This window comes from Candidatus Flexifilum breve (assembly GCF_016713355.1).
The window spans coordinates 925,494-950,952 of sequence record NZ_JADJPI010000004.1; the positions used below are offsets into that span (position 1 = coordinate 925,494).

Genomic DNA, 25,459 nt, shown 5'->3' on the forward strand with positions numbered 1-25,459 from the left:
TAAGAGCGCCGTCAGGGCGCAGGGCAACCAGCAGCAGCAGCGCGTCTTCAGGGCGAAATCGTGATCGCATACAACCTCACGTCAGGGATGGTGAGCGGAATCGGAGTCAAGAAAGCGGGCGGCGCGTCGTACAGCGGCGCGAGTTCGTCGGTCATGCCGCCGGCCTGCAACACAAGATACTGCACAGCATACTGCTGCGCGATCGCCAGTACAGCGTCCGCGTCACCATTTGGGATGACCACGCCGCCGTAGCCCGTGAAATAGTAGAGCGCTGCCGGGTCATTGATTAGCACACGGGCATCTGCGGGGATGTGCGCTTGCAGTTCCTCATACAGCGCCGGGATCGTGTCGCTGGCGGCGATGCGTCCGGCCATACCCGTTTGCAGGCTCAGTATGACGCCCAATGCCAGCAGCCCAAACGAAAACAGCACTTTGGCGACCTGCGGCTGCCAGCGGCGGCGATGTTTCGCCACCCACCCCACCGCATCGTCGATGCCAGCGAGACCCAGCACCGTCCAGAACGGGATCAGCCCCGCCGCCGAATGGAACAGCCCGCCGCGATACCCCGGATAGGGAAACACGAACGTCATGGCCACGTGCAGCAGCAGCGCATACACCCAGAACGGGCGCCAATCGGGATCGCGCCGCCGACGCCACACGCCAAGCAGCATGAACGGCGACATAGCTATCAAGCCTTCGACGGCGACGAAGGTCGCAAAGTTGTTGACCAGCGCCTCACGCCGCGAGTTGATGAAACCCTCAAGGCCAAGCGTGGACGGAGACGCGTCCGGTGTATAGCTGAACAGGTCGTCGTATTCGTCAAACCAGATCGCCTGTGTGCCCCCCAAGGGCAGCGGCGACCCAATGGCGATCCAGTTGCGCGCGAACCACGGCAGCATCACGACGAGGTACGCCGCCAGCAGGAGAGATCCGCGAACGATGCCCACTCGTAACGTGAGCCGTCGCTCAATGATCAGCCACACAGCCAGCAGCCCGCCCAGGCCGATCAGCAGCAAACCGTCAGCACGGGTGAGATGCGCCAGCGCCGCCAGCGCGCCCGCGATCAGCCACCAGCGTTTGGATGCCGGTGACTCCAGCGCCAGACCGAACGCATACAGGGCAAGCGAAGCAATCAACGCGTAAGGGGCAAAAGTGTCGATCGCACCCCAGTAGCGGGTATAGAAACCGCTGAACAGCGTGAGCAGCCCCGCCAGCCACGCGCCGCGCCGGTGCTTCAACCCGCGCCAACCCAGTTGAAACGCGACGAGCGCCGTCCCGGCCAGACACAGCGCGAACGGGATCTGCGCGGCGGCGTAGCTGGTCGATCCGGTCAGCCACATACTCACCGCTGCGAGGATTGACGTGATCGGCATCCAGTAGAGATGCGAAGGCGCGGGCAAAGTGTCCGGCGCGCCGATGTACGTCCACAAGTAGGTATCGGTCAAGCCGAATCCTGTTGCCAACCGCTGCGCCGCGTTGAAGTGATAGTAGACGTCAGTGTAGCCCGGCGCGCCGACGAATCCGTAGACGATGAGGCAGGCAAGCACCAGTGCGATCAGCCCGAACAGCAAGGTTTCGCGGGGTGTTTTGACAGCGCGCGGCGCTTTACTGCTCATCGGGCATCGCCACCCGCAGCCGCCGATATAGGGCTACGCACACCATGACAAGGAGCAGCGTGCGGCCGATCACCAAGCCGACGAACGGCGTCATCAGCGACCCGGTGATCACGCCGCCTGTGTCGCCCGTGCGGATGAACAGGAACGGGTATTCGATGAACACCAAACCGCTGAGCAGCACAATCAGCGTCACACCGTTACGCGTGGGGAAACACAACAGCAGCAGCGGCACGATCTGCGCCAGCCACTGCGGCGACCAGCCCTGCGCTTGCAGGAAGAAGATCAACAGCGTAAGCGTGGTAAACGCGACCAACCCGCGATCATCAAAACGTTTCGTGCGCCAGAAGATGAACGCGCCGATCAGCGCCGCCGCACCCAAGCGCACCACGCCGGGGATCACCGCCGGGTTGCCGTTGACCCGATAGGCGTTCGCCGGGTCAAGCCGCTCATTCGCCGCGCCGAAGTTCCCGGTCGTGTAGTTGCCATCCAGCAGCGCCCACACCGTTTGATATGACGCCTTGTTGAACTGCGCTGTCAGCGAAGGGATCGTCATGACGGAATTCTGCGCGAACAGCAGCAGATACACCAGCGCGAAGCCGCCGAGCGTGATCAAACTGTAGCGGAACGCTTTCTTGGGCGAACGATAGCGCCAGACCGCGCCGAGAATGATCGCCGGGGTGAACTTGGTCAGCGCGCCGACCAGCGCCCAGACCGCCGAGCGCCCATCACGGCGATTGAGCAGCGCCCACAGTGCTGACAGCAGGAAAAACGCCACCATCGGCTCGAAGTTCCACCAGATGAACACAGCGGGCGCGAGGCTGAGCGCGTAAATCCACGCCAGCGCCATCCCCGTATTCGCGCCGTGCAGCTTCGACCCGATCTGCCGCATCCGCACGAGGTTGCCGAGGTCGAACAGCGTCATAATCACGCCGAAGATGATGGCGAAACCGGGGTAGCCATTGCCACCAAACCCGACCGCGATCACCGAGTTGAGAAACGCCGGAAGCGGTGGAAACTCGCTCCACCAGTCGCGGAACGGCAGCAGCCCTTCCCGCGCGAATGATCCCAACTGGAAGTAGTAGAAGAAGTCGCCGCCCGCCGTGACGCCGCGCTCGAACCCGGCCGCGAACATCGGCTGGTAGGCGAGCAGCGACAGCAGGCGGAAGGCGAGAAACAGCGTAATCAGCAGGCGAAAATCCGCCAGCAAGCCCGTCAGGGACAGCGCGTCGCGGTCTTTGATCATGATTCCCTCCACGTAGATCGACGCCAGATCGTCACTGTACGCCAGCCGCCAGCCCGGTTCAGCGGCCAGCAGGGTCGCTAACCCGCTCCCCGTCTCAATGACCGTGAAACCGATGTCGTACTCGGCGAACAGGTCGCGCCAGCCGTCCCCACCGGTCGCGGCATCCAGCCAGCGCCGCAAAAAGGCATCGCCGTACAGGTCAGTGCGCCCATCGACAAACACGGGTCGATCCGGCAGCGCCCACAGCAGATAGCCGCCCCAGTTATAGCTGTTGAACATCGTGCCCGCTGGGCGGATTGTCGCGCACATACTCGACCGCGCTCACGGGCAGCACATCGCGAAACGCCGCATCGACCATCTTGGTATCCAGCACGAGCAGCACCTTCGCCGCCGCGCCGAGCAGCACGACGATCACCAGCAGCAGATTGAGCCGCGCAATCAGCGGACTGACCCGCGTCATCGGGCGGAGCGTCCAACCGCGCTTTTGCAGCAGAGAGACGACGTGATACGTCAGAATCGGCGTAGCGACCACGGCAAACACGGCGATATTCCGCCCCGCCGTCAGTGCCATGAACGCCGTTCCCAGCACTAGGACGACTTCCGTCCAGTCGAAACGGCGGCGATCCGCTATGGCCGCAACCACCACGCCGATCAGCAGGGCGAGGAACGGCCACGTTTCCCGTCCGGCGAAGTTCGGCGGATTCCACTCCTGAATGTACGCCCGCAGCGCGCCAATGCTCACGGTCGGGAACGGCACGGCGAGCATTTGCAGCCCGTACGGATTGATCACCAGCGCCGCGACCGACAAGAGCGCAATCCCGATCAGCTTACCGACGCCGCGCCAGGCAACAATATGTTCGGCTTGGCGGTTGAACAGGTTATTGAAGATTTCGCCCGCGATCACGCCGCCCATGAAGATCAAGCCGATGCTGAAACCCGCGTGCAGATTGCCCCACACGCCCATGATGATGGGCAGCAGCCACAGGCGGTCGATCTTTTTGCGCTTATACAGGAACAAGAGATACAGCACGACCGCGCTCAGGAAAAACGAGATCATCTGCGGGCGCGGTGACCAGAAGACCGCCGCTGTCGCCGCGCCGAGGATCAACGTGAAGCCGCGCAGGTAGGTGTTTCCCTCAGCCATGCGGTAGACAAAATACATGCCCGCCGTCGCCAGCCCCGCCATATAGACCGCGAGGCCGAACGCGCCGCCGACCTGCCATACGCCGTACAGAATGATCTGCGCGCCCCAACTGTGGTTGATCCACGGCTGGCCGTTGAACGTCGACGAAAACGGATCGGCGTAGATCATGCCGTGCGTGAGTGTCCATTCGCCGCTGCGAATGTGCCACCACGTATCGGTATCGACGGGGATGCGCGCTGCCAGCGCGAACAAGAGCACGAAAATGATGATCGCCGCCGCCCGCTCAATGGTGAGGCGAGTGAGGCGGGATTGAGGCTTGTGGATGTAAGACTGAGTCAAAGGGAGCGATCCGAATCGTTTAAGTCACTGCTTTCATATTACAGGCAAGATGGGAATGTACAATATTTAGAAATTGCCAATGCGGGGTTAGGCGTAGGGTAAGGCGCGCCTTGCGCCTACACCGGTATGCCTACACCCCGCTGAGGGTCACGACGCGGTAGACGGTGCGCAGCAGAATGTTCACGTCCAGCAGCACTGACTGGTTGCGGATGTAGTACAGGTCGTATTGCAGTTTGACGAGCGCATCCTCATCATTTGAGCCGTAGGGATAGCGCACCTGCGCCCACCCGGTGAGGCCGGGACGCATCATCAAGCGCGTGCGGTAGAACGGAATCTTCTCCGTCAGCCGTTCGACGTGTTCCGGGCGTTCGGGACGCGGCCCGATCAGGCTCATGTCGCCGCGCAGCACGTTCCACAACTGCGGCACTTCGTCGAGGCGTGATTTGCGCATAAACCGCCCCACCCGCGTCACGCGCGGATCGCCCTTCTGGGCGAAGACCGCCCCGGTCGCCGCTTCGGCATCAGGAATCATCGAGCGCAGCTTGTACAGGCGGAAAACCGAGCCGTGCATGCCGAGGCGTTCTTGCGTGAAGAAGATGCTCCCGCGCAGATCGAGGTAGAGCGCCAGTGCAATGAACGGCAGCAGCAGCGCGAAGATCGCTAGCCCGACCAGCGCCACGAGGATATCAAACCCCCGCTTGATCAGCGGGTACGGGTCGAATAGGCCCTGCGTATTCTTGATCGGCAGAAAGATCACGCCCCAATCGTCGCTGAGGTGCTCGACCGGGACGCGCCCTGTGATGCGCTCGTACAACAGCGGCATGGTGATGAGCGTCACGCCCGCTTCATAGGCCTCCATCACGTGCTGGAACGTCTCGCCCTGGAGCTTGTTCGCTTCCGTGAGGATGAGTTCACTCACCTGATCGCGGCTGATGAAGTTAGGTAAATCTGCCGCCGTCCCCAGTACCGGCACGCCATACAGCACCTTGCCGACGTCCTCCGACTGCCCGATCAAGCCGAGCACCCGATAATCCGGCGTATGTTCGCGCAGCGCCTCGATGATCGTGCCCGCCGTCCAATCTGTACCGAGAATCAGTGTTCGGCGCGGATCACTGGCCCAACCGAGCAAGAACGGCCGGAAGAAACGCCACGCAGTGATCAACGCGAACGACACCACGCCATAGTAAATGATGAACAGGCGCGGCAGTTCGCGCGGTGGCGACAAGAAGTAGACCACCATGTAGACGATCCACGTTTGCGCAGTGATGATCAGCAAACGCTGGAGCGTGTGATTGCGATTCGCCGCGATGCGCAGATCGTAGAAGTCGTTGGCGCTCGCCAGCGCGAACCACAGCACCGCCAGTGCGAAGAACCACGGGCTTTGTGGGAGGACAAACGCCAGTGTGAAGCGGTAGCGTGCGACCAGCGTCCAGATGAACAGCGCGATCAAGCAGGCGAGGAAAACCGCCACAATGTCGCCCACTGCCAGCAGCAGCTTGCGTTCGGAAAATTGCAGTTGTGGACGCCGTGAACGGCGCGAATTTCCCATCTAGTCATCCGCCAGTCTGAACAGGAACAACAGTATCACCAGCGACACCACCGTGATCAACAGTGCGGGCGCTGCCCAAGCAGGTTCATAGCGGAACACGACCTCGTGTAGCCCGGCATCCACTTGCACAGCGCGAAACATCAAATTCGCACGATAAATCGGGACAGACTCGCCGTCAAGGGTCGCTTTCCAACCCGGATAGTCCGTGTCGGCGAGGTACAACCAGCCCATGCGCGGCGCATTCACCGAGATCGTCACCGTGTTGACCGCATCCGTCACGCTGACGGTTACATCGTCTGGCGTAGGATCGTCTCTGGACAACCCGCATCGCCGAGGATATGAATCTGCGACGGGCTTATGTCCAAATCGACAAGCGCAGCCTCCATATCAGGTTGAGTCGAGTGCCAACACGCACTTTCTACAAAACGCGCCTGTGCAGCGTTCGTCACGTACAGGGGAAATGCCCCGTCGGAGTAGTACTGCATCGCGATATTCGCTGCATCTGCCACGTCAACCGGTATTCCATCGCCTACCAATTGATAGAATTGGCTGAAATGCGCTACCAGCAGAGGATCGAAATTGTTTATAAGAGGAGTATGGATGTAGATATTTGCGTTTGGAAGCCAAACAAGTTTTATGGCGCAGCGGTTAAAGTCGGTACGGTAGTCGTCAAAGCGGAACAGGCAGTCGAATTTGACACGTTCCTCCTCCCGACGGTCTACAAAAGCGCGAAATGTCCTCGGGCTTAAGCCTCTTTCGTAGGCAACGGTGTTTGACCACAACGTTTCAGCACTTATTGTCGGGTTGAGTCCCCACGATGCGATCCCTAAATCGACGGCGATCACCACCAGCACGGCGATCACCCAGCGCCCGTAGCGCGGACTGCCGCCGCCCGGCTGCGTCAGCGTGAGGAGCGCCGCCGCCGTGATGAACAGGGGAACACTTATCAGCCCGCGCGATAGAATGCCTAACGGTTCATTGCCAATCCCCAGAAACGGCTGACCGACCAGCAGCAAAATCAACGCGCCGAGGCTGCCGACCAGTGTCCGCTTCGCCCAGCGCCGCGTGCGGAAATCGCGTCCCCACGCCGACGCGCCGATCCCGGCCAGCACGCTCAAGCCGAAGACCGTCCACAAGTGCCAGCGCACGGGCGCCTGGAACATGTCAAACGTCGGGATGTTACGGTAGAAGAATGGGAAGATCGGGGTATTTGCGCCCAAGGCAAAGATGAAGCCGATCACCACGATGATCAACCAGAATGGGACGGTGCGATAGACGGGGAGCGCCGCCTTACGCCGCCGCAGCCACGCGAAGACCGCCGCGAACGCGCTGATCAGCGGAATCAAGCCGATGTAGACCGCATCCTCAAAGTACGCCCCCTGCGTGAAGTAGCTGCCATCGGCTGGCGTGCCGAAGATCGTCGGCGCGAGAAAGTTCAGCGCCCGCGCCGGGGCATAGCTGAAGTTCATGGCGAAGTCGAAATCCACGCCTTCGCCGCGCTGCGACTGGCCGAGCAGTTCGGCGGTAGGCGCCAGCTGAAGTGTCGCCACGCCCGCGCCCAACGTCAGCGCGAGGATCACGGCGAACAGGCGCAGCGGGGCCCGGGGGGGCTCCCCTCTCCCGTTGAGCGCGGGGGGCTGGCGATCGTGACCGGGGGTAACACCGTCCACCACACGCTGAACAACCCGACGAGCGCGAAGCTGTACCACGCCGTCTGTGCGTGCCCCGCCAGCAGCTGCAGCGCCGCGAACAACGCCAACCACGCGACCGCCGCCGCTTGCCGGTCGTCAGCACGCCGAGCGCCGCCCAAGCGATCCACGGCAGCCACGCCGCCGCCTCGATGATCGGAAAGGTGAACAGCCGCGCGACAAGGTAATTGGTCAGCGCGAAGGCGAACACACTCACGCCGCGGCCTAAGTCCGACACGCCGAGCCGCCCGGTCAAGCGCCACATGCCCCACCCGGCAATCCACAGGTGGACGACAGCCGTTAAGCTCATCGACCATTCGAGCGGCAGCACGAAGCTAATCCAGCTTGCCGGATACAGCAGCGCCGACTGGTAGTTCGCCAGCAGCGGAGCACCCGCCCCATTGTAGGGATTCCACAGCGGCAGAATGCCATCGCGCAGCAGTTCAGCGGCGAGATGCCGCCACGGGTAGAATTGCAGCGTCGGCAAGCCCCAGTAGAAGATTTCGCCGCGCAGCACCGGGAAATACAGAATCACGAGCGTGAGCGCCAACAGCAGTAAGGGCGCGTACTTCAGTCGTCGAGTCATCAGTCTTTGGCCCTCAAAGTGAGAAATGTTCCCAAAAGGAGCGCTAGAAACGCGCCCACCGTGACAAGCAGTGTTACGCTGTGGAATGGGCGAGCATCATCGTCTCGCCAATAGCCGTCCATCGGGCAACCTGACACCAGCGCATAATCTCCGTTCGCATACAAATAGACACCGTTGAGGTCAACGACGAAGTGTAAGCGCGGATTTTCAATGGGATATGCAGCGATTACGTGACTCACCGTGATACCACATCCAGACCGTGTCGGGCTGCGCTCTGCGATTTGCGGTCGAGAAATCCTCGCCTACCACGCCAATCAGCGGCGGTTGCACCATGCTGTAACCCTCAAACGCGACTCCCCCAACACCCTGAATTGCTCCAACGTAATCGCGCAGTTGAAACGGATCGACGCCATAGAACAACTCAATTTCGTACAGCTCCGCGACTTGCTGTTCGAGGCTGTACGTGGGCGAATAGACGCGATCTACGCCGTCCGCGATCAGAGTTTCAGCCAGTTCGCGCTGAGACTCGGGCAACCAGTACTCCTCGCCACGCCATTCGAGCCAAGCTCGCCCCGTCAGCGTCAGTTCCAACGTGATGATCATCAGCAGCATGCCGATTTGCAGCGGTCGCCGTTTGAGCCTTTCCGCACCATAGCCCGCCAGCAACGCGACGATCAGCGTCACGATCAGCCAAGCCCGTGACGGCACGCGAAACCACAGCAGAAATGGAATGATCTGCGTGAGGGTATTCCAGAGAAACCCATTTGAACCGAGCGCATATAGAGCAGCGATCAGCGCCGCGATCAGCCAAAACCATACGTGCCGACGCGCCGTTACCGCGCCGATAACCGCCAAGATCAGTGGCACGAGGCCGAGATAGGTCAGCACTTCGACGTTGCGATGCGCCTGTGGGATGAGCACGCCCAGCAAGTATTCCGGTCGCAGCGCGAACACGCCTGCATCGGCGGCGGTCAGCGCGGCGCGGGTGAGGTAGGGGCTCCACAGCCACAGCGGAATGATCACGGCCGACGCGATCAGCAGAAACAGGATGACAGGGAGGAAGAAACGCAGTAAGGAGGCCATGTTTAGTAGGGACGAGCTGTACCTCATCCGATTACGGATGATTTCCAAAACCCCATACGCCGCCGCCAGCGCCAAGCCAAACAAGCTGAGGCGCACATCCGCGAGGAACATCAAGCCTGCGAACACACCGGTCGCCCACAAGCCGCGCCGCGATCCCGCTGCCGCACATTTCACCGCCCACAGCAAGCACGGCAGCCACGCCAGCGCATACACAATATCAATATGCCCCGCCCCGAGATGCCCGATCATGCGCGGCGACAGCACTAGGCGATGACGCTCACGCCCGCCGCCCACACGCCGAGTTCGAGCGAGCGCGCCAGCAGCCACATGCCCGCCCCGGCGATCAGCAAATGCAAGACGATCAACACGTTGATGTGCAGCGCGGGCGGCAGCAGCAGCGCCAGCCATTGCAGCGGATAGGCGGTTTTGTTCAACGGATTGGCCGCGAAGGGCTGACCGCCCAAAATCGTCTCACGCCAGAAAGGGAATTCACCATCGCGTAGGACGGAGCGCTGCAAGAACAGCGCTGCCCCCAGTGCGATGTCGCCGCATCGGAGAAACGCGCGCCGGGGATATAAGGCAAACCCGCGCGGCTTGAGCCCCGCGAGGAGGAGAAATGCCGCGCCCAACCCGATCAGCAGGAGTTGAACGCGACGCGCATCAGTTGACACTCCGGAGCGAAGATCACCGCGCATACACGGTTACACCGCCAATTTCGGCGACGACGTTCAGTTGATCGCGGCACGGCGCGGCGCCAAACTTGGCTTCTTCCACGCCGTACAGCACATAGCGCACGTTGTATTCATCGAGGATGGCGGTGCAGTCGCCCGTGCCCGCGTACCAATCCAGCACCTGCTGACGCTTCACCGCCGCGTTGAGCGTCTCAAACGGGTGACCATAGACGACGCGCGTCTCTGCCCAACCGGGAATCCAGGCGCTGACAACGGGCGAGGCCAGCACTACATCACTGCTGGAACTGTGCTCGTTCACCCACTGGTAGGCGACATAGTAGTCGTGTTCGAGAAACACGCCGAGCGCCGTTCCCGGATCACCGCTGAGGGCGGGCAGCGTCACGGGCAGAAACAGCACGAAGATCTGGCTCACAGCGATCAAGGGGATGACGAGCGCAAACACATACGAACGCACACGGCGGCTGATGCGCGAAATCCACACATCCTCGACCGCCCGCGTCGCAAAATAGGCAATCGGCAACATCATGCCGACCGAACAGCGCCGCCCGGCTCCGGTCGGCAGGTACATCACAATCAGCATCGCGATCAGCCACAGGACGACCAGCCGATCCCCATCGCGCTCAAAGCGCAGCAAACCGCGAATGATCCCCGGGATACCGATCAGCAGCGGCAGGCCCAAGCCGATCAAGAGCATGAGCGGAGCAGGCGCCGGATTCACGTTCTGGCGATTCCATTCCGCGAAACCGGGGTTGTAGGTCACGATCAACGCATAGTACACCGCAATTGGCAGTGCGGGCAGCCCAAGCGCCAGCAGATAGCGAACGAGGCGCGGCGACAACCGCCGGTGATCTCGCCAATCGAACAACGCGAAGACGGCGAGCGCCCCGCCGAATGGCACCAACGCATGTGGATAGAGGATAGCGAGCGCCACGCTGAGGATCGCCATGACCGGCACAGCCCGGTCGAGCGACGGATCCTGATCCGCGCCGGGTCGAAACGCCATGATGAAATAACCCACCAGCAGCGCGAGACACGCAATCGTCAGCGGGAAATGGACGTTCACAAAAGTGCTGTACAACGGGTAGGCTTCGGGGACGGTGATATCGGGGAAGCTGACATCCTGAAAGACCGGCATGAACAGCCAACCCAACCCCGACCCTAGTGAGGCGATGATAAAGAACACGCGCCGCGCCCGAATCTTCGTCCAGACCGCTGCGCCCAGTTGATACAGGCTGATGTACATAAACAGCGCCGCGAACACCCGCGCCACGTGGAAAATCACCATGGGCGGCACGCTCATGATCCGGGAGACATGACCGAGCAGCGGGTAAATGGCCTGCATGAAAGCGCCTGGATAATTTTCTGGCGTGTGCTGGAAGAACGTCAACCAGATGCCGCGCTCACCCTGAACAATTTTCGAGAGGTAGGTTGCGCCATCAAGGTAGTTATGCAGCGCCCCCATAAACTGCCAGTCCGATGTCCCGGTCAAGGCCATCCAGAGTAAAGGGGCGAACGCCAGCAGAATCAAACCGCTGGCGACAATGATCACCCACCGCCACTCTGAGGCGATGATGTGGACAGCCTGTCGTGATTGCATCGAATTTATCCTAATCGATGTGGTGGGTTCTGACCACGTTATCTGAGGCATGGATGCTCCCGCTGAGAATATACCGCATTTTCGTGCTGCGCTGCATGAATACCATTGTAGATGGAAGTCGTTTGGCATTAATCTCAAGGAATCCAAACGAATTGTTCAAACTCAATTACGTAAAAACCCATTCCCCCGTTACAATGAGGGAGACTGGCTGGCTAGAGGAGCGAGTGCGATGGAGTTTAACGGTCAGAGTTTTGGCGTTGGTTTGCTGGCGGGTTGGCTGAGTGCCTACGTCATTTATCGATCGCGCCACCAAATCAAGGCGCTGAGAGAAGCGGCGGGGCAAGGCGCGCAAAACGTGCAGAAATCGGCGACCCGCAGCGCAGACAGCCGCTACATCTCCGATTTGATCGAACGCTGCGAAACATCGCATATCGCGGGGCAGTTCGTCAAGTTGTCGAGCGTATTGGTTGAACCGCGATTTTTACCCGAACCTGAATTTGCCAGCCCCAGCGAGGATCTCGCCTACAACATCTACCGCGTTGTGCCGACGATCCATGATCACCCGTATCTGCACGCGCCGTATCAGGTGCAAACCCTGAGCATTGACGATCTCGCGCTCGGTGATCACGCGATTGCGCTGCTCGGTCTGCCGGGGAGCGGCCGCACCACCGCCCTACAAGCGATCGCGCTGCACGCGCTCAACCGCATCCGTTTTCAACCGCCGCCAGACAAGGTTCAGGCGAAATTGGACGCGGCTGAAGCCCAGCTCGCCGAAAAAGAGCGGGCTGTGCGCATCAAAGAACGCATCGTGATCGAGCAGAAGGCGAAAGAACGCCTCGCCAATGCGCAGGGCGAAAACTACGAAGCCGCGGCAGATGAGCAGGTCAAGAACGAAATCCCCCTGTTCCGCCGCTTGATGCCGCTGTACCTGCACCTCTCTGATCTGCACCTGGAGAGTTCGGAACACGGTCAGGAAGCCGACCCCGCCGAATTAATCGTGCGCGCGGTGCAGCACACCGTCCGCCGGGTGACCGCCAGCACGATTCCGCGCCAGCTCTACAACCGACTCAATAAGGGGCAGGTGCTGCTTCTGATCGACGGTTTCGACGATCTCCCGGAGTCCGAACGTCCGTTTGCGCTCTCGTGGCTGAACGGAATGCTGCAGGAATACAAAAACAACTTCTTCATCGTCGTCGGCCCCGCCGAAGGCTACGGCACTCTGACGAACCTCGGCTTTACGCCCGTGTTCCTGCGCCCGTGGAGCGATCTCGACATCGAACGAGACGCGTTCCATTGGGCGGAGACCTGGGTGCAGACGGCGCGCAAGATGGGCAACCGCAAAGCCAGCAAACCCGCCGATGATCAGCAGGTGATCGCCCGCGCGCATACCCGTGGGCTGTCCACCTTGGAAGCAACGCTGAAAATCTGGGGACCTACGCCGACGACACCGAAACGATCGGCGCGGGAAGGGCTGGATCTGCGCTTACCTGAAGCGCCACAAGGTCAGCGCCGAACTCATCGCGCAAATCGCGCCCCTCGCCGCGCTCCAGCTCGACGAAGGCTACATCACCGTGGCGCGACTGCAAGCACTGGCCCTCGGCACAACCGAAGTCGGCGACGCGCCCCCCGACGGTGACGCCATTCCCGAACCAGAACTTGAGGCAAAACCCGCCGCGCCCCCTAAAGGCAAACGGGGCAAAGGCAAAGAGGGTGAAGCCGAAGACGACACGGAAACCACCGTGCAGGGTCGGCTGCTGACCACGCTCAAGCGCAATGGTGTGCTGTTCCACTGGAAAGGCAACCGCTACACCTTCCGCTCGCCCATCATCGCGGCGTACCTCGCCAGCCTGACGCTCAAACCAGAAGATATTCCGGCAAAACTCAACGCTACCGCGTGGCAACCCGCGATCGCCTACAGCGCTCTCCACGTCAAACTGGATCGCGTAGTGGCGGAACGTATGAAAGCCGCGCCCGATTTGCTCAACGACAATTTAATCGATATGGCGCGCTGGCTGGCCTATGCCCCACCGGATGTGCAGTGGCGCGGCGCCTTGATCAAGCAGTTGGGGACGCTGCTCACCCAGCCCAACCAGTACCCGCTCATCCGCGAACGCGCGGCCGCCGCGTTGATCGATGGCCGCGACCGCAATACACTGGTCGCCTTCCGGCGCGCCGTGCGCAAGGCCGACCCCGTCACGCGGCGGCTCGGCTGCCTCGGCTTAGGCGCACTAGCCGAACCCGAAGGGCAAAAAGACCTGCTGCCCCTGCTCAACGATCAGGAAGAAGATGTGCAGTTGGCAGCGGGCATGGGTCTCGGCGCAATCGGCACGGAAGATGCCCTCTCGGCGATGGTCGAAGCGTTCGTGGCAGGCTCCGAACCGCTGCGCCGCGCCATGGCCGAAGCCTTCGCCGCCCTGCCCAACGACGGCTACGAGATGATCTACGAAGGCGCCAACTCTGATGATATGCTCCTGCGCCGCGCGTCGATCTTCGGTCTGCGCCGCATCCGCACCACCTGGGCGCTCATCGCCATTTACCGCGCCTTCCTCGAAGATGAGCAGTGGTATGTCCGCTCGGCCGCTCAGGAAGCCTTTCAGGAAATTCAATACGGCAAGGTGACGAACCCCACGGTCGGCTATCCCAAGCCGGAAACGATCGAATGGCTGCAAGACTGGGCCGCGGAGAAAGGCGAGCAAATCCAGACGACTGACGCGGCTATTCAGATGATGCTCCGCGCCTTGCAGGAAGGCGAACCGGGTATTAAGCAGTTGGCAGCACTGGATCTTGGCCAGTTGGGCATGGTCACAAACATCAAATCACTGTATGTCGCGCTCCGTGACGGACGCGACGAAGTGCGCGCTGCCGCCCACCGGTCGCTGGCCTACTTGCAGCAAATGCTCGGCGAGAAATTACCCTCCGCCGTGTAACCCAACAGGCGATCCGGTGGCGGATCGCCTGTTGCTTAGTCATTTACGCTGGCGCGCTGCCTCCACCCACTGAGTCGGGCTCTCAATGTCACGCTTAACCAAAGGCTATCTGATCGGCCTGGTCGGCATAACGATCTGGTCGACGACGGGAATTCTGATCAGCTATCTGATCAGCACCTACGCATTCCCGGCGCTGCTGCTGGCCTTCTGGCGCAATCTCTTGGTGTGCGTGGCCTTATTCCCAGCCTTAATACTCTTCCGCCGCTCCCTCCTCCGCATTGATCGCGTTCGACTGCGCTTTTACAGCCTCTATGGCTTGGGGCTGGCCCTGTGCAATTCCATCTGGACACTGTCCGTGCAGGCCAATGGAGCGGCTGTGGCGACCGTCCTCGGCTATAGTTCAGCGGCGTTTACCGCCGTCTTCGCGTGGTGGTTGCTAAAGGAAACGCTGCGCCTGCCCAAAATAGTGGCAGTTATACTCAGTTTGGTTGGCTGTGTACTGGTGTCCAACGCCTACAGTCCAGAGATGTGGAACATCAATCCGTTGGGGGTGGTCACCGGATTAGGCTCTGGGGTGCTGTTCGCAGGCTACAATCTGCTGGGGAAAACGGCGGCGCAGCGTGGTCTGAACACGTGGACTTCCCTGTTCTACTCGTTCGCGTTTGCCGCGCTCTTCACGGGTCTGTTCAACCTGCTGCCGGGGTTGCCCGGCACGGCTGAAGCGTCGTCAACCTGTTACCCGACCTCCCGACACCGGGCTGGCTGATCCTCATGCTGCTCGCGTTTGGGCCGACCCTGCTTGGGTTTGGGCTGTACAACACCTCCATGAATTACCTGCCCGCCAGCACGGCCAGCTTGATCGCAACCTTAGAGCCCGCCTTGACCACACTTGAGGCGTATCTATTTCTCAGCGAACGGATGACCAGCGTACAGATTGTCGGCAGTCTGGTGATTCTAGCGGCGGTGGTGTTGATGCGGCTGGAAAAAGAACCGGAGACAACTAGGGTGTTGTCTCCGGGGTGACTTCAAACGTAGATTCGGCGGTCGGCAGCGCTTCATTAGCGAGGTCACAGCGCACGACGCGGTCAAAATCGGTGTGGAACACATAGTCCCGTCCACCCGCTTCGAGCAGGATGCGATAGCCGCCGACCTCCATCGGTGTGACCGTTTGATCGGGCAGCGGACAGTTGAGCGCGCTGTCTGTCCATGTTACGGCGATCACTTCGATGAGTTCCACGCGCTGCTGGGGTACGTCGAGTTCCTGCGCGACTTCGCGCTGCGCAATACCCACGAGTGCATTCGCAACCGGGTCTTGCGCGATCAACGCCGCGCCGGAGGCGGGCGTCGCCGTGTGCGTCGGCACCATGTCAGCGGGCGCAGGCAGACCAGCAGGCGTGTGCGTCGGCGGCACGGAAGTAGGCACATCCGTCAGCGTCGCCGGTATGAGCGAAGCCGTTGGCACAGGCGTGTTCTCACTGGAACAAGCAGCCAGGATTAGAATGAGGGCGAGAATGAGACTAGAGCGACTCATAGTTATGGATTGGTGAGCAGTTCGTCGACCTGTTCGCTGTTCAAGCCCATGATCGTGACCAGCTTATCCCGACCATTGGCGCCCGCAACAATCTCAAGCCGGTTGATGGAGATTTCCAGACGGAACGCCAGTGCCTCAAGCACTTCCTCGTTGGCCTCATCGCTCCCTGCCGATTCCGCGGTCAAGCGAATCTTGACGACTTTGTGTTCACCGTCTTCCTGGATTCCCACAAATTCAGTCTTCTCTGCTTGCGTGACAACCCGGACGGTGATCGCAGCGCCGCTCCGAGCATCGGTGATCTCAAACTTGCGATTGTTGGGCATGGGCCTGTCTCTTCACAGATTTATCGCCTATCATACGTCAATCGTATCACGGGCTTTATTGTTGAACAAGTAAAGCTCTCATGCGAATTATCACAGAATTGAGATTTCATGGGGACGCGGCCATGCGCGTCCCCGCCTTAGCTGTTTTAGAACAGCACCTGCATCAGCACTTGAAGAATCAGGAAGACGATCAACGGGCTGAAATCGAACCCGCCCATATCCGGCAGTGCCTTGCGAATCGGCGCTAACACCGGCTCCGTCACATCGATCAAGAACCGTGCAATCGGATGCGAGCGATCCAGACCCGGCAGCCAGCTCATCAACACGCGCCCCAACAGGATCAGCTCAAAGATCAACAGCGCATAATAGATCAGGATCACGATTTCCCTCTACCTCTCTCCAAAGATCGCCCTACCAATTCGAACCATGGTCGCACCTTCTTCCACTGCGACCGGATAATCATCGGTCATGCCCATGCTCAATTCTGGCAGGGACACACCCAGCGACGCCGACAGGTGATCACGTAGTTCACGCAGGCCTACAAAGACCGGGCGCGCTGCCTCCATTGTCGGCACAATCGGCGCCATCGTCATCAATCCGCGGACCTTCAACCCCGGCAAGGCGCTGATCTGGCGGATCTCGTCCCACACGGCGGCACGCACCGCGGGGTCAGTCTGCCAGCCGAACGCGGGCAAGCCACCTTTGCTTTCCTCGCCCGAGATGTTGATCTCGATCAGCACGTCCAGCCTGCCGCCACGCTCAACCACCGCGCGCGCCAGCTTCTCAGCCAGCTTGAAACGATCCACCGAATGCACCACATTGAACAGTGGCAGCACATCCTTCGCCTTCCGGCTCTGAATGTGACCGATCATGTGCCAGGTGGCCGCTACGTTCACCTGTGGAATCTTCGACTCAGCTTCTTCTACGCGATTCTCGCCAAAATGTTGCACGCCCGCCGCCACGGCTGCGAGAATCATCTCGACCGGGCGCGTCTTGCTCACGGCGATGAGCGTCACTGACGCCGGATCGCGCCCTGCCCGGACACACGCGGCCGCGATTGTTTCGCGAACCTGCTGAATGTTCTCCGCAATGCTCATAAAGCGATGACCGCGCCAAAGCGCCCGGTCTTTCCTTTCTCCTGCCGATGCGAGAAGAATTCGTCGACATGTTCGGCGGTGCACAGACCAGCCACTTCGATATGCTCAGCGGTCACGCCCGCCCGTTCAAGATCGAGCTTATTCGCCGCCCACAAATCGAGATAGGCCGTGCCATCTGCCGGATCGCGCCGGATCAAGCCATCGGTCGTCCCGAAATGTTCCTGCACGGCGGCAACTACTTCCGCGCCGACCTGATATCTATTCGGACCAATCGCCGGGCCGATCCCGGCGTGAATGTCCGCCGGATTGCAACCATAGGCATTGACCAGCGCACGGATCACCGTCCCGGCAATGCCCTGCACGGTTCCGCGCCAGCCCGCGTGGGCGATAGCGATCACGCCCTGCCGTGGGTCGTGAAACAGAATCGGCGTACAGTCGGCGAAGCGCATCGATAAGGGAAGGCCGACACGATCAGTCATCAGGCCGTCGGCATGCGCTAACCACCGTCGACCGGTCACCGGCCGGTTGGCGATAACGACATCGGCGCTGTGAACCTGCCACACGGTACACGCTTGCGCATCATCCACACCGAGCGTTGCATACATCCGCTCGTGATTCTGGCGTACGGCTTTGGGATCGTCGCCCACATTGCCGCCCAGATTCAGCGACGCAAACGGTGCGCGACTCACCCCACCCTGCCGCGTGAAAACGCCATGCCTGACGCCCGCCCACGCAAAGCGATAATACGTCAGTCCGTCGAGTGTCACTCGTTCCAACTGCCACCTCCACAACCTGCCAATATTATACCCTCTCGCAGTTGTGTAACGATACGGTTTGTTAACCTTAACCTTTATCGCTATACTGAGTAGACCAATATAGCGTTATACTTCCAATAAACGTGAGCGAGACACATTGATAATCCAAAGATCGGACAGGGAAAGGAGGGGCGGAAGGCTGTTCATAGGAATAGCAGGCCGCACACTTCATGATTGATCGCAGAGAGCGCCGCGCACCGCAGATAATCTCCGTGTTGATCGTCGATGACCATCCCCTCTTCCGAGAGGGTTTGCAGATCGCGCTCAATTCGGAAGATGATATTACCGTTATCGGACAGTGCGCTGACGGTCAAGAAGCATTGCAGCAAGCGCAAAGTCTGCGCCCAGATGTCGTTCTTCTGGATGTCAATTTGCCGTCGATGAACGGTTTACAGGTGGCGCGCCAAGTCAAGTCAGAAGCGCCGCACATCGCCGTCGTCATGCTGACCGCCTACCACGACTCTGAGCAGGTACTCCATACCATGCGTGCTGGTGCGTCCGCCTACTGCCCCAAAGATATTACAGCAGATGATCTCGTCGACATCATTCGCGCGGCGGCTGCAGGTTACTACCTGGTCGGAAATCAACGGATGGATGCTGATCAGCTCCATGCGTGGATCAACAACCGGATGGAAACCATGAACGCCCCCTACATCATCGACCCCGATGAACACTACATCCCCCTTAGCCCCCGCGAAATGGAAATACTCGAGTTCGTCACCAATGGGTTGAGCAACAAAGAAATTGCCAACCGCCTAAAGATCAGTCAACAAACCGTGAAAAACCACATGACCTCGATCCTGAAGAAGCTCAACGTTCAGGATCGTACGCAAGCCGCCGTTCACGCGCTGCGTAACGGGTGGGTTCGCATTCACGGTGAAGGTCAAAAAAGTTCTTCCGCGAAAGGGTAAGCGATGGATCGAGAACTACGCGGCGAAACCCGTGCCCGCGATGAATTGGTAGACATGCTGATCGCTGAACTTAAGCGAATCCGCGATAAACTTACGGAACTCAAAATCCAGATTGATCAGACGCAGAACGTCGTCGAGCGTGAACAAACGCGCAACGCCGATATCTTCACCGAACTGAACACGATCAAAGATAATCTGGAAACAGTCCCCCGTCAGGACATCCGCACCAAATATGATGAAGCCATTGAGGCGCGTTTTCGCTTGACAACTATGCGTGGACAGCTCGAGAAGTTTCAGAGCACGCGTGAATATCTGGAGCGCGAACAGCAGATGTATTCACAGCTCTTGGGTCGCCTGCAAGGGATCGAAGAACTGCCGCAGCATGCGGACGAGACCAAAGACGCGGCCACCAAAGGCCCGATCAATATTGTGCGTGTGATTCAGGCGCAGGAAGAAGAACGTCAACGCCTTGCCCGTCAAATGCACGATGGCCCAGCCCAGTCGCTCACCAATTTCATCCTGCAAGCGGAAATCTGCCAGCGCCTGTTTGATCGCAACCCGGCACGCGCCGCCGAAGAGCTGGATAACCTGACGAACGTCGCCAGCACTACCTTCCAGAAAGTGCGCGACTTCATCTTTGATCTGCGCCCGATGATGCTGGATGATCTCGGCGTGATTCCCACGGTGCGCCGGTACGTCGATTCCTTCCGTGAGAAGAATGACATTCAGATCAAGCTGGACATTCTCGGCGAAGAACGGCGACTGCAAACTCACCGCGAAGTGATGATCTTCCGTGGTATTCAGGAGCTGATGGGGCACGCGCGCGATTATGCGAATGCGAACGAGATCAGCATCCGTCTGGACATTGGTAACAACGTGGTCAAGGTCGTCGTTGACGATAATGGTCGTGGCTTTGATACTGAATCAGCTTTTTCCAACGAAGAAAGCCACAGCCAAGACCCCGCATCCAGGGCTTGATCACACTCAAAGAGAAATTCGAGTTGATCAGAGGGTCGGTCAGTATCGTCAGCGGTGAAACGGATGGCACGTCTGTCCGTATTGAGCTGCCCACCAGCGATTGAGTGCAGTCCAGTACATTAGGCCTAGTGAGGTGTATTACCCTTCACTATACACTAACGTAAAGGCTCTTTGCGCTTGATCCTCGCTTAATTTTTTAACTAGTGCTGCGTACTCGCACACTCCATTGATCCCAACGGAGGCAAGTTTTTATGGGACGTTTACGTATTTTTCTGATCATTGCCATTCTGATCATTGTGGTCGCAATCGTGGTGGCGGTGGTAATACCGGGCCTCAATCAGCCAACTGCGCAGGTTCAAGCTACGCCGGGTCCCGGTGAGGTTCTCGTTCAAGAGGTACAGAACCCAGCAGAAACTCCGCTGCCCACGGCGACGCCGATCGTGTTCGTAGATATTGTGGTCGCCGTGCAGGAAATCCCGCGCGGTATGGTCATCCCGCCGAACGCAATTCAGCTGCGCCCATGGCCGCAGTCGGTTGCCCCTTTCAACGGCGTCACCAATATGGATGATGTCATCGGCAAGCGGGCGCGGACCGATATCTTCCGCGAACAGCCGATCCTCTCCAATATGGTCGTCGATGACCTGACGGGTGCGGCGCGTGTCGGTTCGGATGCAGCCGCCGTGCTGCCCGAAGACCTCGTCGCCGTCTCGATTCCGATGGATCGCCTCACGGGTATCGCGTATGCTCCGCAGGACGGTGACCGCGTCGACCTGATCATTTCGCTGCTGTTCGTCGACATGGATGAAGACTTCCAGAGCATCCTGCCGAATAGTCTGCGGCTGTTCCGTGTCACGGACGAAGGTATCGAACTGCTGGACCCGATCGAAGGTCGCCCCGACAGCACGAGCCTCGGCTCCGTGATCGTCGCGCCGAGCGAACGTCAGCGCCCGCGGCTGGTGACCCAACGCACGATTCAAGATGCGCTCGTCGTCCATGTGGGTAACTTCCCGTATGACGGTCGCTTCATTGGTGTACCGCCCACGCCGACTCCCGTTCCGGATGACAACGCCGATGGACAGGATGGCACACCGCCACCCCCCACGCCGCTCCCGCCCCGCCCCGACATCATCACGTTGGGTGTGACGCCGCAGGAAGCCGTCGTAATCACATGGATGATCGAAGCGCGTATTCCGATCACGCTGGCGCTGCGCTCGGCGAGCGCAACGGCCCGCACGGCAACGACCGAAGTCACGCTTGATTACGTGATGGGTCAATACGGGATTACACTCCCCGGTAAGCGACCGTTTGGCATCGAACCCGCCATCCGTAGTATCCGCCAACTGGTGACCGATGGTTTGATCAGCCTGTCCGATTGATGGTAGTGGTGGAACTTAAGCTAGAAACGGCGAGATAAAGCCTATGTCGAATAAACCAGGAGACATCATCAACGTACTAATCGTTGATGATATCCCCGAAACCCGCGAGAATATTAAGAAGCTGCTCGCGTTCGAAGAGCAGGAATTCAAAGTCGTGGGATCGGTGGGTACGGGGCGCGAAGCGATCAAGGCAGCAATGGAAACGCGTCCCGACATCGTGATCATGGACATCAACATGCCGGATATGGACGGCATCAAGGCGACGAGCGAAATCACGAAGGCGCTGCCGACGACCGCCGTCATCATGATGTCCGTCCAGACCGACATGGACTATATGCGCAAGGCGATGCAGTCCGGGGCGCGTCAGTTCCTCGGCAAGCCGATTACGCCGGATGAGCTGTATAACACCATCCGCGAGGTTTACCGGAGCACCGACGCGATCCGTCGGCAGGCGCGCCAGATGGCGGACATGCCGATGCAGGTCACGCCCGCCAAAGCCACCAGCGCGGATGATGCCGATGGCATCGTCCGGGCTGGCCACATCATCGTTGTGTACAGCCCGTCGGGCGGTACTGGCAAAACCATGCTGGCGACTAACCTCGCTTCCGGTCTGATGAAAAAAGGTATCCGCGTGCTGCTGGTCGATGCTGACTTGCAGTTCGGGGATGTTGGGGTGTTCCTCAAACTGCAATCCCAATCCACCCTGCTCGACCTTGTCAGCAAAATCGACGATCTCGATCCGGATTTCTTCGACAGTGTGGTGTCGACGCACGACAGCGGCTTGAAAGTCCTGCTCGGCCCGCAGCGCCCCGAATATGCGGAAGATATCGAGTCGGTTCCGGCGTCCGTGTCGCGCATCATCGAAAAAATCGCCGGTGGCTACGACTTCATCGTCGTAGATACCAACGTGCGCATTGACGAACAGCTCCTCTCACTGACGGATATCGCCTCGAAGATTGTGCTAGTCGCGACGCCAACGCTGGCCAGTGTCAAGAATTCACGCTTCGTCCTCGACCTGTTCGACAAGATGAACTACGCGCCCGAAAAGACGCTCTTCGTGTTGAACAAGGTAGAAGACGAACGAGCGCGTGATCGGGTCACTATCCCTACCGAGACGATTGAGAAGTACATCAAGCGACAGGCGATAGCGAAAATCCCGATTGGCGAACAGATGATCCTGAGTGCCGTCAACAAGGGTATTCCGGTCATCGCGTCTAAAGAACGTACCAAGTCCCCTGTGAAAGAACTGATCAGTTTTGCCGAGCAGATGGACATCATGCTGATGGGCGGCCCGGCGGATCAGGATGCACAGGACAACGATGATAAGAAGAAGTCCTCCAAGATCGGGTTTGGCCGTCGTTAGTGGGTTAGGGAGAGCAGTGTATGTCATTACTCAAACGCATTGAAAAAGGCGGCGGCAGTGGCAGTGGCGGCGGCAGTGGGAGCGGCGGCAGTGGCAGTGGCGGTGGAGACAATCCTCCCCGCAACGGCCCGGTGCACCCGTTCCGAGTACTCCCGGGGTGGCGGCGGTGAAGGTGACGAATCGCGTCTCTCCGCGATGCGGATGCGCAACCAGCAGGTTTTAGGTCGCCAACCGGGACGCCCCGACAGCTCATACGTTGACCTGAAAACGCGCGTCCAGAACCGTTTGCTGTCCGAACTCGAACCGTCGATGGACTTGACCAAGAAAAACGAAGTCCGGTCGCACATCGAAGAATTGTTCAATGCTATTCTCGCGGAAGAAAGCATGGTGCTGGCGCGCCAAGAGCGTCAGCGTCTGTTTGAGTCGATTGTCGCGGAAATCCTCGGCTTCGGCCCGCTGGAACCGCTGCTGGCGGACGAGACCATCACCGAAATCATGGTGAATGGTCCGAAGAACATCTTCGGGGAACGCAAAGGTAACATCACCCGCGCCAACGTCAGCTTTGAAGATGATGATCACGTCATGCGCATTCTGGATCGAATCGTGGCGCCGCTCGGTCGTCGTATTGACGAGAGCTCGCCGCTGGTCGATGCGCGTCTGCCCGATGGTTCGCGCGTGAACGCCGTCATCCGTCCAATTTCGCTGGTCGGCCCGACGATTACCATCCGTAAATTCTTCAAGAAACCGCTGACCGTCGAAGACCTCATCAAGTTCGGCTCGATCAGCAAGGAAATCGTCGAGTTCCTCCGCGCCTGCATCATCGCCCGCATGAACATGATCGTATCTGGTGGTACAGGTTCGGGCAAAACGACCCTGCTCAACGTGTTGTCGGGTTTCATCCCTAACGACGAACGCATCGTCACGGTGGAAAACGCGGCAGAACTGCAACTGCGTCAGGAACATGTCGTGACGCTGGAAAGCCGTCCGCCGAACATTGAAGGTAAGGGTGCGATCAGCATTCAAGACCTCGTGGTCAACTGCTTGCGTATGCGCCCCGACCGCATCATCGTCGGGGAATGCCGCGGCGGTGAGGCGTTGGACATGCTTCAGGCGATGAACACGGGCCACGATGGCTCGCTGACCACTGCTCACAGCAACAGCCCACGTGACACGATCTCCCGCCTTGAAGTCATGTGCTTGATGGCCGGTATGGATCTACCCATTCGCGCTATTCGCGAGCAAATCGCCAGCGCAGTGGATGTCGTCTGCCATCAGGAACGTCTGCGCGATGGGACACGTAAGGTCGTGAAAGTCACCGAAGTGCAAGGCATGGAAGGCGATATGATCACCATGTCTGACATCTTCGAATTTGAACAAACGGGTGTAGAAGGTGGCAAGATCGTCGGGCGCATCCGTCCGACGGGCATCCGCCCCAAATTCACCGACCGCATCGAAGCCGCCGGCATCTACCTGCCGCCGTCCGTGTTTGGTGTGGGTCGCACGTACTAAGATCTTACACTTTGGGCGGGGTGGATTGACGCACCCCGCCTTTTTCTTAGAATGTCAGTAAGGAAGATGATCACGGAGCCCATGTATGCAAATTGACCCGATCATCATTATCGTGGTTGCCGTTCTGCTGGCGGGCGGAGTAATCGTCTGGGGTATCTTCAGCGTCCGCACAGAGAAGGACATTATCGAGGAACGCCTCAACAATTACGAGAGAGAAGCAACGTCTTTTCTCGACCTTGAAGAGATTCAGGACGCGCCGGAGATGCAGCAGGAAAAGCGTCCCAGCCTCATTCAGGAACGGCTCGACAGCCTCGTATCGGAGCGCAATTTCGGCAAGAAGTGGCGTCAGCAGTTAGCCCGCGCTGACATCAAGCTGACGGTGTCCGAATACGCGGCGCTGCATGTGTTCAGCATGTTTGGCTTTTTCGCGCTGGGCTACTTTGTGCTGTTCGGCCAGCAGATCGTCATGGCAATTCTGGCCGGTTTTGTCGGCTTCTTCGCGCCGCGCCTGTACGTCTCCCGGGTGACCTCCAGCCGCCTCATCCGGTTTGAAAACCAACTACCGGATACGCTCGGCCTCTGGGTGAATGCGCTGCGTTCCGGTTACAGCGTGCTCCAGTCGATGGAAGCCATTGCCCGTGACGCCCCTGAACCCACCGCGACGGAATTCAAGCGTGTGGTGCAGGAAGTCCAGCTCGGTATCGACATGGGCGACGCACTTGAGCACCTCGTCAACCGTGTGGAAAGCGAAGACCTTGACCTCGTCGTGACGGCGGTCAATATTCAGCGCGAAGTCGGTGGTAACTTAGCCGAAATCCTCGACGTGATCAGCCACACCATTCGCGAGCGTATCAAGCTGAAAGGCGAGATTCGCGTGCTGACGGCGCAGGGGCGCATCACCGGCTACCTGATCAGCTTCCTCCCGATCGTACTGGCGCTGTTCCTGTACGGGATCAACCCCGGCTACATGGGCAACCTGTTCGAGAACCGCACCTGCGGCTGGCCGATGCTCGGCATTGGTCTGGCGCTGATCGGCATCGGGTTTGCCGTCGTTCAGAAGATCGTAGACATCGATATTTAGAGGCGTACATT

Annotated in this window: 24 protein-coding genes; 10 read left to right on the forward strand and 14 right to left on the reverse strand. The window is 59.5% G+C overall.

Annotated elements, in window-relative coordinates; all coding sequences use genetic code 11:
• Positions 1-47 precede the first annotated feature (47 nt).
• The 9 genes from IPK17_RS04945 to IPK17_RS04985 all read right to left on the reverse strand — a co-directional run bounded on the left by IPK17_RS04945 (position 48) and on the right by IPK17_RS04985 (position 11,537).
• A complete protein-coding gene (locus IPK17_RS04945) occupies positions 48-1,616 on the reverse strand; it encodes a glycosyltransferase family protein (RefSeq protein WP_343416549.1) in 1,569 nt (522 codons plus the stop codon).
• Complete coding sequence (locus tag IPK17_RS04950; RefSeq protein ID WP_343416550.1) at positions 1,606-3,168, reverse strand: glycosyltransferase family protein; 1,563 nt, start codon at positions 3,166-3,168, stop codon at positions 1,606-1,608. The genes IPK17_RS04945 and IPK17_RS04950 overlap by 11 nt, the downstream gene beginning before the upstream one ends.
• Positions 3,122-4,342 (reverse strand): hypothetical protein, encoded by a 1,221-nt coding sequence (locus IPK17_RS04955; RefSeq protein WP_343416551.1) that lies wholly within the window; start codon positions 4,340-4,342, stop codon positions 3,122-3,124. Before IPK17_RS04955 ends, IPK17_RS04950 begins: the two co-directional genes overlap by 47 nt.
• A gap of 130 nt (positions 4,343-4,472) precedes the next feature.
• A complete protein-coding gene (locus IPK17_RS04960; protein WP_343416552.1) occupies positions 4,473-5,891 on the reverse strand; it encodes a sugar transferase in 1,419 nt (472 codons plus the stop codon).
• Entirely contained in the window at positions 5,892-6,212 is a 321-nt protein-coding gene (locus IPK17_RS04965) for a YfhO family protein (RefSeq protein WP_343416553.1), read from the reverse strand.
• Positions 6,179-7,441 carry a hypothetical protein gene (locus tag IPK17_RS04970; RefSeq protein WP_343416554.1) on the reverse strand — a complete coding sequence of 421 codons (1,263 nt, stop codon included), beginning with the start codon at positions 7,439-7,441 and terminating at the stop codon, positions 6,179-6,181. Before IPK17_RS04970 ends, IPK17_RS04965 begins: the two co-directional genes overlap by 34 nt.
• Positions 7,442-8,372: 931 nt before the next feature.
• On the reverse strand, positions 8,373-9,575 hold the full coding sequence (locus tag IPK17_RS04975) for a putative glycosyltransferase family protein (RefSeq protein ID WP_343416555.1): 1,203 nt from the start codon (positions 9,573-9,575) through the stop codon (positions 8,373-8,375).
• A complete protein-coding gene (locus IPK17_RS04980) occupies positions 9,512-9,943 on the reverse strand; it encodes a hypothetical protein (RefSeq protein ID WP_343416556.1) in 432 nt (143 codons plus the stop codon). Before IPK17_RS04980 ends, IPK17_RS04975 begins: the two co-directional genes overlap by 64 nt.
• The gene (locus IPK17_RS04985; RefSeq protein WP_343416557.1) at positions 9,933-11,537 is read right to left on the reverse strand and encodes a hypothetical protein; all 1,605 of its coding nucleotides are present in this window, start codon (positions 11,535-11,537) and stop codon (positions 9,933-9,935) included. The genes IPK17_RS04980 and IPK17_RS04985 overlap by 11 nt, the downstream gene beginning before the upstream one ends.
• A 229-nt stretch (positions 11,538-11,766) precedes the next feature.
• Here IPK17_RS04985 and IPK17_RS04990 point away from each other — a divergent pair, with 229 nt between their 5' ends.
• The 4 genes from IPK17_RS04990 to IPK17_RS05005 all read left to right on the forward strand — a co-directional run bounded on the left by IPK17_RS04990 (position 11,767) and on the right by IPK17_RS05005 (position 15,487).
• Positions 11,767-13,173: a hypothetical protein gene (locus tag IPK17_RS04990; RefSeq protein ID WP_343416558.1), complete on the forward strand. Its 1,407-nt coding sequence runs from the start codon at positions 11,767-11,769 to the stop codon at positions 13,171-13,173.
• A complete protein-coding gene (locus IPK17_RS04995; protein WP_343416559.1) occupies positions 13,109-14,464 on the forward strand; it encodes a HEAT repeat domain-containing protein in 1,356 nt (451 codons plus the stop codon). The genes IPK17_RS04990 and IPK17_RS04995 overlap by 65 nt, the downstream gene beginning before the upstream one ends.
• A gap of 85 nt (positions 14,465-14,549) precedes the next feature.
• Positions 14,550-15,230, forward strand: coding sequence for a DMT family transporter (locus IPK17_RS05000; RefSeq protein WP_343416560.1), 681 nt, complete (start codon positions 14,550-14,552; stop codon positions 15,228-15,230).
• 5 nt (positions 15,231-15,235) lie between these two features.
• On the forward strand, positions 15,236-15,487 hold the full coding sequence (locus IPK17_RS05005) for an EamA family transporter (RefSeq protein WP_343416561.1): 252 nt from the start codon (positions 15,236-15,238) through the stop codon (positions 15,485-15,487).
• On the opposite strand, the gene IPK17_RS05010 is transcribed toward IPK17_RS05005, so the two are convergent.
• The 5 genes from IPK17_RS05010 to pgeF form a co-directional block, all read right to left on the reverse strand.
• On the reverse strand, positions 15,465-15,926 hold the full coding sequence (locus IPK17_RS05010) for a DUF8738 domain-containing protein (RefSeq protein WP_343416562.1): 462 nt from the start codon (positions 15,924-15,926) through the stop codon (positions 15,465-15,467). The two genes, IPK17_RS05005 and IPK17_RS05010, sit on opposite strands and share 23 nt — an antisense overlap.
• 71 nt (positions 15,927-15,997) lie before the next feature.
• Positions 15,998-16,318, reverse strand: coding sequence for a DUF167 domain-containing protein (locus tag IPK17_RS05015; RefSeq protein ID WP_343416563.1), 321 nt, complete (start codon positions 16,316-16,318; stop codon positions 15,998-16,000).
• 146 nt (positions 16,319-16,464) lie between these two features.
• On the reverse strand, positions 16,465-16,698 hold the full coding sequence (locus tag IPK17_RS05020) for a YggT family protein (protein WP_343416564.1): 234 nt from the start codon (positions 16,696-16,698) through the stop codon (positions 16,465-16,467).
• A gap of 9 nt (positions 16,699-16,707) precedes the next feature.
• On the reverse strand, positions 16,708-17,415 hold the full coding sequence (locus IPK17_RS05025) for a YggS family pyridoxal phosphate-dependent enzyme (protein WP_343416565.1): 708 nt from the start codon (positions 17,413-17,415) through the stop codon (positions 16,708-16,710).
• Complete coding sequence (gene pgeF, locus IPK17_RS05030; RefSeq protein WP_343416596.1) at positions 17,412-18,182, reverse strand: peptidoglycan editing factor PgeF; 771 nt, start codon at positions 18,180-18,182, stop codon at positions 17,412-17,414. Before pgeF ends, IPK17_RS05025 begins: the two co-directional genes overlap by 4 nt.
• Before the next feature lie 218 nt (positions 18,183-18,400).
• On the opposite strand from pgeF, the gene IPK17_RS05035 reads away from it, so the two are divergent.
• The 6 genes from IPK17_RS05035 (at position 18,401) to IPK17_RS05060 (ending at position 25,448) form a co-directional block, all read left to right on the forward strand.
• Positions 18,401-19,141: a response regulator transcription factor gene (locus IPK17_RS05035; protein ID WP_343416566.1), complete on the forward strand. Its 741-nt coding sequence runs from the start codon at positions 18,401-18,403 to the stop codon at positions 19,139-19,141.
• A 3-nt stretch (positions 19,142-19,144) separates the two neighbouring features.
• Positions 19,145-20,119, forward strand: coding sequence for a sensor histidine kinase (locus IPK17_RS05040; RefSeq protein WP_343416567.1), 975 nt, complete (start codon positions 19,145-19,147; stop codon positions 20,117-20,119).
• A gap of 251 nt (positions 20,120-20,370) precedes the next feature.
• Positions 20,371-21,495, forward strand: coding sequence for an SAF domain-containing protein (locus IPK17_RS05045; RefSeq protein WP_343416568.1), 1,125 nt, complete (start codon positions 20,371-20,373; stop codon positions 21,493-21,495).
• Between the two features lie 43 nt (positions 21,496-21,538).
• Positions 21,539-22,858, forward strand: a complete 1,320-nt coding sequence (locus IPK17_RS05050) for a CpaE/TadZ family protein (RefSeq protein WP_343416569.1) — start codon at positions 21,539-21,541, stop codon at positions 22,856-22,858.
• Between the two features lie 201 nt (positions 22,859-23,059).
• A complete protein-coding gene (locus tag IPK17_RS05055) occupies positions 23,060-24,367 on the forward strand; it encodes a TadA family conjugal transfer-associated ATPase (RefSeq protein ID WP_343416597.1) in 1,308 nt (435 codons plus the stop codon).
• A gap of 85 nt (positions 24,368-24,452) precedes the next feature.
• Positions 24,453-25,448: a type II secretion system F family protein gene (locus tag IPK17_RS05060; RefSeq protein WP_343416570.1), complete on the forward strand. Its 996-nt coding sequence runs from the start codon at positions 24,453-24,455 to the stop codon at positions 25,446-25,448.
• The last annotated feature ends 11 nt before the right edge of the window (positions 25,449-25,459 follow it).

Coding starts and splice junctions, on each gene's coding strand:
- IPK17_RS05050 (WP_343416569.1), top strand. CDS start 21,539: ATGTCGAATAAACCAGGAGACATCATCAACGTACTAATCGTTGATGAT.
- IPK17_RS05025 (WP_343416565.1), bottom strand. CDS start 17,415: ATGAGCATTGCGGAGAACATTCAGCAGGTTCGCGAAACAATCGCGGCC.
- IPK17_RS05035 (WP_343416566.1), top strand. CDS start 18,401: ATGATTGATCGCAGAGAGCGCCGCGCACCGCAGATAATCTCCGTGTTG.
- IPK17_RS05040 (WP_343416567.1), top strand. CDS start 19,145: ATGGATCGAGAACTACGCGGCGAAACCCGTGCCCGCGATGAATTGGTA.
- IPK17_RS05045 (WP_343416568.1), top strand. CDS start 20,371: ATGGGACGTTTACGTATTTTTCTGATCATTGCCATTCTGATCATTGTG.
- IPK17_RS04980 (WP_343416556.1), bottom strand. CDS start 9,943: ATGCGCGGTGATCTTCGCTCCGGAGTGTCAACTGATGCGCGTCGCGTT.
- IPK17_RS04985 (WP_343416557.1), bottom strand. CDS start 11,537: ATGCAATCACGACAGGCTGTCCACATCATCGCCTCAGAGTGGCGGTGG.
- IPK17_RS05000 (WP_343416560.1), top strand. CDS start 14,550: ATGTCACGCTTAACCAAAGGCTATCTGATCGGCCTGGTCGGCATAACG.
- IPK17_RS04990 (WP_343416558.1), top strand. CDS start 11,767: ATGGAGTTTAACGGTCAGAGTTTTGGCGTTGGTTTGCTGGCGGGTTGG.
- IPK17_RS05055 (WP_343416597.1), top strand. CDS start 23,060: ATGCGCAACCAGCAGGTTTTAGGTCGCCAACCGGGACGCCCCGACAGC.
- IPK17_RS05015 (WP_343416563.1), bottom strand. CDS start 16,318: ATGCCCAACAATCGCAAGTTTGAGATCACCGATGCTCGGAGCGGCGCT.
- IPK17_RS04945 (WP_343416549.1), bottom strand. CDS start 1,616: ATGAGCAGTAAAGCGCCGCGCGCTGTCAAAACACCCCGCGAAACCTTG.
- IPK17_RS04960 (WP_343416552.1), bottom strand. CDS start 5,891: ATGGGAAATTCGCGCCGTTCACGGCGTCCACAACTGCAATTTTCCGAA.
- IPK17_RS05005 (WP_343416561.1), top strand. CDS start 15,236: ATGCTGCTCGCGTTTGGGCCGACCCTGCTTGGGTTTGGGCTGTACAAC.
- IPK17_RS05060 (WP_343416570.1), top strand. CDS start 24,453: ATGCAAATTGACCCGATCATCATTATCGTGGTTGCCGTTCTGCTGGCG.
- IPK17_RS04950 (WP_343416550.1), bottom strand. CDS start 3,168: ATGTGCGCGACAATCCGCCCAGCGGGCACGATGTTCAACAGCTATAAC.